We start from the raw sequence: 10,954 nt of genomic DNA, 5'->3' as shown, positions 1-10,954 counted from the left end.
CCACCCCCGCCAGCGCCGCCGCCACGGCGCCCACGTCGTCCTCGTCGTTCCAGAGGTGGAACGCGATCCGCAGCCGTCCGGGCGGGGGCGGGACGGGCCTCCCGGGCCGCTAGCATTGCCGGGTCCGCCCGCAACACCGAGCACCCAGCTCGGCGAACACAGGAGCTCCACGTGGCACAGCCCTCCCGTCTCGACAGCGTCATCGCCCTGGCCAAGCGCCGTGGGTTCGTCTTCCAGTCGGGGGAGATCTACGGCGGATCCCGCTCCGCATGGGACTACGGGCCCCTCGGTGTGGAGCTCAAGGAGAACATCAAGCGCCAGTGGTGGCAGCGGTTCGTCCGCGGCCGCGGTGACATGGTCGGCTTGGACTCCGCCGTCATCCTGCCCCGCAAGGTGTGGGAGGCCTCCGGGCACGTCGCGACCTTCACCGACCCGCTCGTCGAGTGCCTGCACTGCCACCACCGCTTCCGCGAGGACCACCTGCTCGAGGCGTTCGAAGCGAAGAAGGGCCGCGCGCCCGAGGGCGGCATGGCCGAGATCGCCTGCCCGAACTGTGGCACCCGCGGCGAGTGGACCGAGCCCCGCGAGTTCAGCGGCATGCTCAAGACCTACCTCGGCCCGGTCGAGTCGGAAGAGGGCCTGAACTTCCTGCGCCCCGAGACCGCCCAGGGCATCTTCGTCGACTTCGCGCAGGTCGTCACGACCAGCCGCATGAAGCCCCCGTTCGGCATCGGTCAGGTCGGCAAGGCGTTCCGCAACGAGATCACACCGGGCAACTTCATCTTCCGCACGCGTGAGTTCGAGCAGATGGAGATCGAGTACTTCGTCCCGCCGGCCTCGGCACAGGAGCACTACGAGCAGTGGATCGCCGACGCCGTCGCGTTCTACACGGACCTCGGCATCGACCCGGAGAACCTCCGCCGCTTCGACGTGCCGGACGGTGAGCGGGCGCACTACTCCGACGCGACCGCCGACATCGAGTACCGCTTCGGGTTCGCCGGCACCGAGTGGGGCGAGCTCATGGGCGTCGCGAACCGCACCGACTTCGACCTGAAGAACCACATCGAGGCGTCGGGGCAGGACCTCCGCTACTTCGACCAGGCCGCGAACGAGAAGTACGTGCCGTACGTCATCGAGCCGTCCTTCGGCCTGACCCGTGCGCTCATGGCGTTCCTGCTCGACTCCTACCACGAGGACGAGGCCCCGAACGCGAAGGGCGGCGTCGACAAGCGCACCGTCCTGCGCCTGGACCCGCGCCTGGCGCCCGTGAAGGCCGCGGTCCTGCCGCTGTCCCGCAACGAGCAGCTGTCGCCGGTCGCCCGCGGCCTGGCCGACGACCTGCGCAAGACGTGGAACGTGGACTTCGACGACGCCGGCGCGATCGGTCGTCGCTACCGTCGCCACGACGAGATCGGCACACCGTTCTGCATCACGGTCGACTTCGACACGCTCGAGGACAAGGCCGTCACGGTGCGCGAGCGCGACACGATGGGCCAGGAGCGCGTCGGCCTCGACCGCCTGCAGGGCTTCCTGGCCGAGCGGCTGCTCGGCGCGTAGCGGCCCGGTCCCGGCCGCGCGGTACCGGCCGCGCGGTGCCGGTCGGACTCGCCCAACAGGAACCGCCCCGCGCCACGGGATCCCGTGGCTCGGGGCGGTTTCCGTTGTGCCCAGCCGGACGACGCCGTGTCGCCGTGTCGCCGTGTCGCCGTGCCGCCGTGCCGCCGGTGCCGCCGGGAATGCGCGGCACCGGCGCGCGTTGGGCTCAGCATGGACGACTCCGTGAAGGTCGATGTCTGGTCGGACATCGCCTGCCCCTGGTGCTACATCGGCAAGCGCAAGTTCGAAGCGGGCGTCTCCGCCTTCGGCGGCCCGGTCGAGGTCGAGTACCACTCCTTCGAGCTCAGCCCGGACACCCCCGTCGACTTCGAGGGCACCGAGGCCGAGTTCCTCTCGCAGCACAAGGGCCTGCCGGTGCAGCAGGCGCAGCAGATGATCGACCAGGTCGCGGGCATCGCCGCCCAGGTCGACCTGCACTACGACTACGACGCCCTCCGCCACACGAACACGGTCAAGGCGCACCAGGTCATCCACCTCGCCAAGCAGCACGGCAAGCAGCTCGAGATGGTCGAACGCCTCTTCGCCGCGTACTTCGAGCGGGGCGAGCACGTCGGGCAGGACGACTCGCTGGCCGACCTCGCCGCCGAGGTCGGCATCGACCGCGACGAGGTGCTCGCCACCCTCCGCGAGGACAGCCAGCTCGCCGCGGTCCGCGCCGACCAGTCCCAGGCGCAGGCGTACGGCATCAACGGCGTGCCGTTTTTCGTGATCGACGGCAAGTACGGCGTCTCGGGCGCGCAGGACCCGGCTGCGTTCGAGCAGGTCCTCCGCCAGGTCGTCGCGCTCCGCGAGTCGACGCCGCAGGAGGTCGCCGAGGCAGCCCAGCGCGCCGACGACGACGCGGCAGCGGATGCCGGGGCGACCCGATGACGGGCGCGTGGGTGGCTGCCGGGGACGGGTCGGGCCTCCCGGCCGGCCTGGGCTCACGCGAGCCGGTACCGACGCGTCGCGAAGGGGCGGGGCGGCCGAGCTCGTGGGGAGAGGGACGACCCGCCCTGCTGACGTTCGTGACACCCGGCGGCGCTCCCGTCTGCGAGGGCGACTCGTGCTTCGTGCCGGGCGCCGAGGGGGACTGGTCCGAGGTCCCGGACTGACGGCGTCCGCCGACACGGGCCGCCGCGGCCCGCTCCGTGCCACGCCCGCCGTCACCGTCCGCGTCGACATGCGCAAAAGGTGGGCGATCGGTGCGACGCGCGCGGTGGGGCGCGACCGGTGCGACGTGCCAAGTGGGGCGCGACCGGCGCGCTGCGCGACGCCCGTCAGGGGCGGACGGGTTCCTCGTCGGTGATGTCGGCGACCGTCGCGCCGTAGGCGGCGACGAGGGCATCGCCGTCGACGAAGGCGCTCGCGCCGTGCCGCCCGGCACCGAGGGCGATCCGTCGCCCGAGCACCCGCTCGTCCGCGTACACCGGCAGGTCACCCGTGGCCCCGATCGGGGTGATGGTGCCGCGCTCGTAGCCGCTCGCATCGAGGGCGGTCGCCGCATCGGGCATCGAGAGCTTGTTCACGCCGACGACCGTGCGGAGCTTCTTCCACGCGATGCTCCGGCCGCCGGGGACGAGCGCGAGCAGGAAGCCGCCGTCGTGCCGCTTCACCACGAGCGTCTTGACGATGTCGCCCGGGTCGATGCCGAGCAGGGCCGCCGCGCCCTCGAGGGAGTCGGCCGCGGGTCGTTCGACGACCTGCACGTCGAGGCCGCGGGTGGCAGCGTCGGAGTCGAAGCGGGTGACGGCATCCGGAACGGTCATGTGGAGAACGCTACCCGCGGGCGACGACGTGGGAGAATGGAGGTCGTATGACGATCACACAAGCAGCAGCACCACTGCGCATCGGCCCGATCCAGGTCGATGCGCCCGTCGTGCTCGCCCCGATGGCCGGCATCACGAACATGGCGTACCGCCGCCTCTGCCGTGAGTACGGCGCCGGGTTGTACGTGTGCGAGATGATCACGTCCCGTGCCCTGGTCGAGCGGACGCCCGAGTCGATGCGGCTCATCCGGCACCACGAGTCCGAGACCCCGCGGTCGATCCAGCTGTACGGCGTCGAGCCGAACACCGTCGCCGAAGCCGCCACGATCCTGGTCGGCGAAGACCGCGCGGACCACATCGACCTCAACTTCGGGTGCCCGGTGCCGAAGGTCACGCGCAAGGGCGGTGGAGCGGCGCTGCCGTGGAAGCTCGACCTGTTCCGTGACCTCGTCACGAAGACCGTCAAGGCCGCAGGCGACGTCCCGGTCACCGTGAAGATGCGCAAGGGCATCGACGGCGACCACCTGACCTACCTCGACGCCGCCCGCATCGCGCGTGACGCCGGTGTCGCGAGCGTCGCGCTGCACGCCCGCACCGCCAACGAGCACTACTCCGGGCAGGCCGACTGGTCGGCCATCGCGACCCTCAAGGAGACGATCACCGACATCCCGGTCCTCGGCAACGGGGACATCTGGTCGGCCGCCGACGCCCTGCGGATGGTCGACGAGACCGGCTGCGACGGCGTGGTCGTCGGTCGTGGGTGCCTCGGCCGCCCGTGGTTGTTCGGCGACCTCGCGGCGGCGTTCCGTGGCGAGGACCTCCGTGCGGCGCCGAGCCTCGGCGACGTCGCGGTCGCCTTCCGTCGGCACGCCGAGCTGCTCGTCGAGTTCTTCGAGTCGGAAGAGCACGGTTGCCGGGACATCCGGAAGCACGTGGCCTGGTACTTCAAGGGCTACCCGATCGGTGGCGAGGTCCGCTCCGGCCTGGCGATGGCCTCCAGCCTGCAGGAGATCGACGACCTGCTCGGCCAGCTCGACTGGACCGCGCCCTACCCCGGCGCCGACGTCGAGGGCCCGCGTGGTCGTGCCGGTCACGCGAAGCGGACCGCGCTGCCGGACCGCTGGCTCGAGAGCCGCGACGTCGACTCGGAGTTCCGCAAGGTCCTGGCCGCCGCCGAGATGCACCACAGCGGCGGATGAGCGCCACCTCGTCGTACGGTCCGGCCGACGCCGACCGCTGGTTCCCCGAGGAACACGGGAACCGGCGGAGCGACTTCGCCCGTGACCGTGCCCGCCTGCTGCACTCCAGTGCGCTGCGACGCCTGGCCGCGAAGACCCAGGTGCTCAGTCCGACGACGGGCCTGGACTTCGCCCGGAACCGCTTGACCCACTCGCTCGAGGTCGCCCAGGTCGGGCGCGAGCTCGCGGACAGCTTGGGGCTCGATCCGGACGTCGTCGACACCGCATGCCTGGCGCACGACATCGGCCACCCGCCGTTCGGCCACAACGGCGAGACCGCGGTCAACGCCTGGGCCGCCGGCATCGGCGGGTTCGAGGGCAACGCGCAGACCCTCCGACTGCTCACCCGGCTCGAGCCGAAGGTCTACGGCGACGACGGACGCGCCTACGGACTGAACCTGACGCGCGCCTCACTCGACGCCAGCTGCAAGTACCCGTGGCCGGCATCCCAGGGCGTCGGCGAAGCATCGTCCGGGCGCACGAAGTTCGGCTTCTACGACGACGACCACGAGGCGTTCGCCTGGCTCCGCGCCGGCGCACCCCGTCGGCAGCGCTGCATCGAGGCCCAGGTGATGGACCTTTCCGACGACATCGCGTACTCGGTGCACGACTTCGAGGACGCCGTGGTCGCGGGCTTCATCGACGTCGCAGCGCTCGGGGACCGGGTCGGTGAGAACGACATCGTCACCGCCATGCACGCGTGGGTGGGCGACGACCTCAGCCGCGACGAACTGCTCGAGGCGTTCGACCGGCTGCGTGGGATGTCGCTCTGGATGACCGCCTACGACGGCTCCCGGCAGGACCAGGCCCGTCTCAAGAACCTGACCAGTCAGCTCATCGGCCGGTTCGCCCGCACCGCGACGACCGCCACGCGGCAGGCGTACGCCTCCGGGTCGCTCGTCCGGTTCGCGGCGAGCGTGGTCACCCCGCCGGAGATCATCGGCGAGATCGCCGTCCTCAAGGGCATCGTCGCGGCGTTCGTGATGACGCAGGGGGACCGGCAGCCGGTCTACGAGGACCAGCGACGGATCCTGACCGAGTTGCTCGACGCGATCGCCGCGCGTGCGGACTCGGCGCTCGAGCCCGGGTTCGCCGCCGACTGGCGCGCCGCCGGGGACGACGCCGGGCGGCTCCGCGCCGTCGTCGACCAGGTCGCCAGCCTCACGGACCAGGGTGCCCTGGCGTGGCACAAGCGCCTGGTCGTGGGGGAGCGCGAGCCCGTCCACATCGCGGTCTGAGTCGTCGCCGACCACCCCCGTCCACGCCGGTCGGTCGTCGTCGGCGCGCCGAACTAGAATCGTCGGGTGGCAGGGCTGATCGCGCGGAACGACATCGACGAGGTCCGCGCGCGCGTCAACATCGCCGACGTCGTGGGCGACTACGTCACGCTGAAGTCCGCCGGCGTCGGCTCACTCAAGGGCCTGTGCCCGTTCCACGACGAGCGCACCCCGTCGTTCCACGTCCGCCCCCAGGTCGGCCGGTACCACTGCTTCGGCTGCGGCGAGGACGGTGACGTCTTCAGCTTCCTGATGTCGCAGGACCACACGACGTTCCAGGAAGCCGTCGAGCGGATGGCCGCGAAGATCGGCTTCACGCTCCACTACGAAGAGGGCGACGGCCCCCGCACCGACTACAACGCCCGGGCCCGGCTGATCGCGGCGAACGAGGCCGCGCTGGCGTTCTTCACCGCACAGCTGACCACGGCCGCCGCCGAGCCGGCACGCCGGTTCCTCGGGGAGCGCGGCTTCGACCCGGCCGCGGCGCAGCACTTCGGCGTGGGCTTCGCCCCCAAGTCGTTCGACGCGCTCAAGGACCACCTCCGCGGCCTGCGGTTCAGCATCGACGAGATCGTCGCCGCCGGGCTCGTCAGCCAGGGTGACCGCTCCCCGTACGACCGGTTCCGCGGACGCCTGATGTGGCCGATCCGTGACGTCACCGGGGCGACGATCGGCTTCGGTGCCCGTCGCCTGCTCGAGGACGACAAGGGCCCGAAGTACCTCAACACGCCGGAGACCCCGATCTACCACAAGAGCCAGGTGCTCTACGGGCTCGACCTGGCCCGCAAGGAGATCGCGAAGGGCAAGCAGGTCGTCATCGTCGAGGGCTACACCGACGTCATGGCGTGCCACCTCGCCGGCATCACCACCGCGGTCGCCACCTGTGGCACGTCGTTCGGCGTCGACCACATCAAGGTCCTCCGCCCGATGCTCGGCGACTCCGCCGGACAGCACGTCTCGCAGCTCGGGCAGATCGTGTTCACGTTCGACCCGGACGAGGCGGGGCAGCGCGCCGCCTCCCGCGCGTTCGCCGAGGAGCAGCGGTTCGCCTCGCAGACGTACGTCGCGGTCGCCCCGGGCGGGCTCGACCCGTGCGACCTCCGTCTGGCCCGCGGGGACGACGCGATCCGCCGCCTGGTGGAGAACCGCCGCCCGATGTTCGAGTTCATGATCCGCCGCCGGCTCGACGGCCACGACCTGGACACCGTCGAGGGCCGGGTCGGTGGGCTCCGCGAGTGCGCACCCGTCATCGCGGACATCCGCGACCGGGCACTCGCCGACGGCTACATCCGGAACACCGCCGGGTGGCTCGGGATGGACATCGAGGACGTCCGCCGTGCGGTCGCCGCGGTCCGTCGGCGTCCAGCGGACGGCGGGCAGGGCTCTCGTGCGGGAGGCGCGTCCGGCGCCGGGCAGAACGGTTCCGGCAACGGGACGAACGGTTCCGGACACAACGGTGATGGTCCGGTCGTGCCCGAGGAACCGCAGGCGAGCATCCGGTCGCTGCCGGACGACCCGATCGCGCGGATGGAGCGCGACGCGGTGATGGCGATGGTGCAGCAGCCGCAGTCCGTCGGCGTCCCACTGCTCGCGCTGGCGGCGTCGGCGACGTTCTCGGCGCGCATGCTCTCGGTCGTCCGCGACGCCGTCATCGCGAACATCGACGCGGTGGGGGACCGGGCGTGGCTCGAAAAGCTGCTCGGCGACGTACCGGCACCGTTCCGCTCCCTCGTGCAGGAGCTCGCGCTCGCACCGATCCCGGCCCGCTCGGACGAGGACCTGGCGATCTACTGCCGCGGCATCGTGGTGGCCCTGGTGGAACGCGACCTGCTCGCGCGGAAGGCATCGCTGCTCGGACAACTGCAGCGCACCGACCCGTCCGACCAGGAGCGTCGGGCAGATGTGCAGCGCCAGCTGATGGACCTCGACGCCCAGCGGATGCGGCTCCGCGCGGACACTCCCGGCGCCTGAACGCACCGCGGCGCCTCGCCCTGCCGAGGAGCGTCGAGTACGCCCGGGACGCCGGCGATCCCCGCGGAACCGAGGAGTTGCCCAACGCAACAGTCGACGTCCGGGCGCAAGGAAGCTGCGCGCCGCGCCGGGCACACTGCCTCTGATCATGCGCTCGCAGGCGCGATCCTGCGTTACAGCGGTGTAAACAATCGGTCCCCGGTGCCTCCTGATGTCTGGCAGGGTGTGACCATTGAACGTCCCTGCGACCGGACACAGCCCGTTCCACTCGGTCCCAGGACTCCTGCAACCACATCAGAGAGGCAATCGGACATGGCATCCGTTTCCAAATGGGGCAAGCGCACCCTCGCACTCGGCGCCGGCGCCGCGGCGACCGCGCTCGTCCTCACCGGCTGCGCAGGCGGCACCAGCGGTGGCTCCGGCGACCTCGACGGCCTGATCATCGGCACGACCGACAAGATCACGTCGCTCGACCCGGCCGGCTCGTACGACAACGGCTCGTTCGCCGTGCAGAACCAGGTGTTCCCGTTCCTCATGAACACCCCGACGGGCAGCCCGGACGTCGAGCCGGACATCGCCACGAAGGCGGAGTTCACCGACCCGACCACGTACGAGGTCACCCTGAAGAAGGGCCTCGAGTTCGCGAACGGCAACAAGCTCACCTCGAGCGACGTGAAGTTCTCGTTCGAGCGTGACCTGAAGATCAAGAACGACAACGGCCCGTGGTCGCTGCTCGCGAACCTCAAGAGCATCGACACGCCGGACGCCACGACGGTCGTCTTCCACCTCGACCACGCCGACCAGACCTGGCCGCAGGTGCTCTCCAGCCCCGCCGGTCCGATCGTCGACGAGGACGTGTTCTCGGCGACGAAGCTCACCAGCGCGGACGACATCGTCAAGGGCAACGCCTTCGCCGGCCAGTACAAGATCACCTCCTACAAGGAGAACGACCTGATCGCGTACGAGGCGAACGACAAGTACGACGGTGTCCTCGACAAGGCGAAGACCAAGGACGTCACCGCCCAGTACTTCACCAAGGAGACCGACCTGAAGCTCGCGGTCCAGAAGGGCGACGTCGACGTGGCGTACCGCTCCCTGACCCCGACCGACATCTCCTCGCTCCGCAAGGACTCGAAGCTGCAGGTCATCGACGGCCCCGGCGGCGAGATCCGCTACGTGGTCTTCAACTTCAAGACGCAGCCCTTCGGCACCGGCCAGAGCGACGCCGACGACGCGAAGGCACTGGCCGTGCGCCAGGCCGTCGCGGACGTCGTCGACCGTGACGAGCTCGCCAAGGAGGTCTACAACGACACCTACACGCCCGTCTACTCGATGGTGCCGGACGGTCTGACCGGTGCCGCGACGCCGTTCAAGTCGCTCTACGGTGACGGCAACGGTGCGCCGGACGTCGACAAGGCCAAGAAGACGCTGGCCGACGCCGGTGTCTCGGGCAAGATCGAGCTCGACATCCAGTACTCGCCGGACCACTACGGCTCGGCCTCGGACGACGAGTACGCCACGCTGAAGACCCAGCTCGAGGACTCCGGCCTGTTCACCGTGAACATCCAGTCGACGGTCTACACGACCTACGCCGTGGAGCGCACGAAGGACGCCTACCCGCTGTACCAGCTCGGTTGGTTCCCGGACTTCTCGGACGCCGACAACTACCTCTCGCCGTTCTTCACGAAGGACAACTTCGTGCAGAACCACTACGACGACCCGACCATCCAGGGTCTGATCGCCGACGAGCAGGAAGAGTCGGACGCCGACAAGCGTGCCGCGATCATCGAGAAGGCCCAGCAGCGTGAGGCCGAGCAGATCTCGACCCTGCCGCTCCTGCAGGGCAAGTCGGTCGCCGTGGCCGGCAAGGACGTCAAGGGTGTCACCCTCGACGCGTCCTTCAAGTTCCGCTACGGGACCATCACCAAGTAACCAGACGCACGGAAGGGGGCGCTCCCACGAGGAGCGCCCCCTCTCGGCGTCATGCGAAAGGCACAGACCCCGTGACCCTCACGAACCCAGAGGCGATCGAGACCGAGCCCACGAAACCCCAGGCACAGCGACGTGCCAAGGGACAGGGCGGCGGACTCGGCCGGTACATCCTCATCCGCTTCCTCCTGATCTTCCCGACCGTGTTCATCCTGGTGACACTGGTCTTCTTCCTGATGCGTGTCGTCGGGAACCCGATCACCGCCTCGGTCGGCGGGCGGCTCACGCCCACGCAGCTGCAGGAACGCCTGCACGCCGCGGGCTACGACCGCCCGGTGATCGTCCAGTACATCGAGTACCTCGGGCAGATCGTCCGCGGCGACTTCGGCTCGTCCGTCACCGACAACCGCCCGGTGACCGAGATCATCCTGCAGTACGGCGGCGCGACGGCCGAGCTGGTGTTCTACGCCCTCATCGTCGCCCTGGTGCTCGGCATCCCGCTCGGCATGCTCGCCGCGTACCTCCGCGACAAGTGGCCCGACGTGCTGCTCCGTGCCCTCGCGATCCTGACGTACGCGACGCCGGTGTTCTTCGGTGGCCTGCTGCTCAAGCTCGTCTTCTCGGTGTGGCTCGGATGGCTGCCGCTCGGCGACCGGGCCTCGACCCGGGTGCAACTCATCCTGGACCGGATCGAGAACCCCACCGGGGTGTTCCTCATCGACGCGATCCGCACCGGCAACGCCCAGATCATCAGCGACGTCCTGCAGCACGCGGTCCTGCCGGCGCTGACGCTCGGCCTGCTGACCGCCGGCATCTTCCTCCGCCTGGTGCGGGCGAACATGATCGGCTCCCTCGGGTCCGAGTACGTCGACGCCGCCCGTTCCCGGGGTGTGCGCGAGTCCCGGCTCGTCCGGACGCACGCGTTCCGTCCGGCGCTCGTGCCGATCATCACCGTGATGGGCCTGCAGATCGCGATGCTGCTCGGCGGCTCGGTGCTCACCGAGACCACCTTCGGCTGGCGGGGGCTCGGGTTCGAGCTCAACCAGTACCTGTCCGCCCGTGACTTCGTCGCCGTGCAGGGCATCGTCGCGATGCTGGCGGTGATCGTCGCCGTCACGAACTTCGTCGTCGACGTCGTCGCGGCGCTCATCGACCCGAGAGTGAGGTTCTGACG

8 protein-coding genes are annotated in these 10,954 nt (G+C 70.1%); 7 read left to right on the top strand and 1 reads right to left on the bottom strand.

What is annotated here, in order from left to right:
• The first annotated feature begins 171 nt into the window (after window positions 1-171).
• A complete protein-coding gene (locus DEJ24_RS15820; protein ID WP_110903156.1) occupies window positions 172-1,557 on the top strand; it encodes a glycine--tRNA ligase in 1,386 nt (461 codons plus the stop codon).
• 210 nt (window positions 1,558-1,767) lie between these two features.
• A complete protein-coding gene (locus DEJ24_RS15815) occupies window positions 1,768-2,487 on the top strand; it encodes a DsbA family protein (protein WP_111079466.1) in 720 nt (239 codons plus the stop codon).
• A 389-nt stretch (window positions 2,488-2,876) separates the two neighbouring features.
• Here the strand turns inward: DEJ24_RS15815 and DEJ24_RS15810 are convergent, their stop codons facing one another.
• Window positions 2,877-3,365, bottom strand: a complete 489-nt coding sequence (locus tag DEJ24_RS15810; protein WP_111079464.1) for an aminoacyl-tRNA deacylase — start codon at window positions 3,363-3,365, stop codon at window positions 2,877-2,879.
• A 47-nt stretch (window positions 3,366-3,412) separates the two neighbouring features.
• On the opposite strand from DEJ24_RS15810, the gene dusB reads away from it, so the two are divergent.
• The 5 genes from dusB to DEJ24_RS15785 all read left to right on the top strand — a co-directional run bounded on the left by dusB (window position 3,413) and on the right by DEJ24_RS15785 (window position 10,952).
• A complete protein-coding gene (gene dusB / locus DEJ24_RS15805) occupies window positions 3,413-4,564 on the top strand; it encodes a tRNA dihydrouridine synthase DusB (protein ID WP_111079462.1) in 1,152 nt (383 codons plus the stop codon).
• The gene (locus DEJ24_RS15800) at window positions 4,561-5,841 is read left to right on the top strand and encodes a deoxyguanosinetriphosphate triphosphohydrolase (protein ID WP_111079460.1); all 1,281 of its coding nucleotides are present in this window, start codon (window positions 4,561-4,563) and stop codon (window positions 5,839-5,841) included. Before dusB ends, DEJ24_RS15800 begins: the two co-directional genes overlap by 4 nt.
• Window positions 5,842-5,907: 66 nt before the next feature.
• Window positions 5,908-7,851, top strand: coding sequence for a DNA primase (dnaG, locus tag DEJ24_RS15795; protein ID WP_111079458.1), 1,944 nt, complete (start codon window positions 5,908-5,910; stop codon window positions 7,849-7,851).
• 312 nt (window positions 7,852-8,163) lie between these two features.
• Window positions 8,164-9,783: an ABC transporter substrate-binding protein gene (locus tag DEJ24_RS15790; RefSeq protein WP_111079456.1), complete on the top strand. Its 1,620-nt coding sequence runs from the start codon at window positions 8,164-8,166 to the stop codon at window positions 9,781-9,783.
• A 71-nt stretch (window positions 9,784-9,854) separates the two neighbouring features.
• Window positions 9,855-10,952 (top strand): ABC transporter permease, encoded by a 1,098-nt coding sequence (locus DEJ24_RS15785; protein ID WP_111079454.1) that lies wholly within the window; start codon window positions 9,855-9,857, stop codon window positions 10,950-10,952.
• Window positions 10,953-10,954: the final 2 nt, after the last annotated feature.

It is taken from the genome of Curtobacterium sp. MCPF17_001 (assembly GCF_003234615.1).
GTDB lineage: Bacteria > Actinomycetota > Actinomycetes > Actinomycetales > Microbacteriaceae > Curtobacterium.
This window is presented reverse-complemented; position numbering and strand designations above follow the sequence as displayed.

What these genes read in the sequence shown, in the direction of transcription:
- DEJ24_RS15790 (WP_111079456.1), top strand. Translation starts at nt 8,164, where the DNA reads ATGGCATCCGTTTCCAAATGGGGCAAGCGCACCCTCGCACTCGGCGCC.
- DEJ24_RS15815 (WP_111079466.1), top strand. Translation starts at nt 1,768, where the DNA reads ATGGACGACTCCGTGAAGGTCGATGTCTGGTCGGACATCGCCTGCCCC.
- DEJ24_RS15810 (WP_111079464.1), bottom strand. Translation starts at nt 3,365, where the DNA reads ATGACCGTTCCGGATGCCGTCACCCGCTTCGACTCCGACGCTGCCACC.
- dusB (WP_111079462.1), top strand. Translation starts at nt 3,413, where the DNA reads ATGACGATCACACAAGCAGCAGCACCACTGCGCATCGGCCCGATCCAG.
- DEJ24_RS15800 (WP_111079460.1), top strand. Translation starts at nt 4,561, where the DNA reads ATGAGCGCCACCTCGTCGTACGGTCCGGCCGACGCCGACCGCTGGTTC.